The organism is Mesorhizobium sp. LNHC229A00 (assembly GCF_000502415.1).
Lineage (GTDB): Bacteria > Pseudomonadota > Alphaproteobacteria > Rhizobiales > Rhizobiaceae > Mesorhizobium.
Genome location: NZ_AYWQ01000114.1, coordinates 1 through 864, shown reverse-complemented (window position 1 = coordinate 864; position 864 = coordinate 1). Strand labels below are relative to the sequence as shown.

The window sequence follows — 864 nt, the reverse complement described above, 5'->3', positions numbered from 1 at the left end:
GGCCACCGAGCGCCAGAATGATCAATAGCGCCAACAGGCCGCCGCCTATCACGACCAACGGATGCCGCCTTGCCAGACGGGGAAGGTCAGCTACTCGCAGGCGGCCCGTCGGCAGGTATTCAATTGGTGCGGAGAGGAGCGTCATAAATCAGTACCGGATGCGGGGGTCGACCAGAGTGTAGGAAAGATCAACTGAGAGATTAATTAAGACGTACAGACCTGAAACCAGGATGAGCACACCTTGAATGATGGGATAGTCGCGGTTGTTGATCGCATCGACCACCAGACGACCGACACCAGGTATGTTGAACACCGTTTCTGTGATGACGACACCGCCAATTAGACCTGCGAAACTTAGGCCGATCACGGTGAGGATCGGGACCCCCGCATTCTTCAGAGCGTGGTGGAAAAGCATGGCATACGGCGATGCGCCCTTGGCTGCGGCTGTTCGCATATAGTCTTCCGACAGAACTTCGAGCATGCTCGCCCGCGCGATCCGGGCGATGAAGGCAGTGTAGGGAATGCTCAAAGTCACCGTCGGCAGGATCAGGTGCACAAACCATGGCCTAAAGCCATGGTCGATAGGCTTGTATCCTTGGACTGGCAGCCAATGTGTTCTGATCGCGAATAGGTATACGAGAAAGAAGCCGACGACAAACACCGGGACGGAAAAACCAAGTGTCGCGAATACCGTCAGGGTGCGATCAATAAGACGCCCAGCTCGCCACGCGGCAAGGATGCCGAAGGAGACCCCCATCGTCACCGAAACGATCATCGTCAGGATCGACAGGGAAATGGTCGGTTCCAGCCGCTGCGAGATTAGCTCAAGAACGGGGCGCTGAGAAAAAATTGATTTCCCGAAGT

Annotated in this window: 1 protein-coding gene; it reads right to left on the bottom strand. The window is 55.8% G+C overall.

All coding sequences use genetic code 11. From position 1 onward, the window contains the following. Positions 1 to 148: 148 nt before the first annotated feature. Positions 149 to 864 (bottom strand): ABC transporter permease (locus X742_RS140355; protein ID WP_023775637.1); only part of this gene is annotated, 716 nt, incomplete at its 5' end.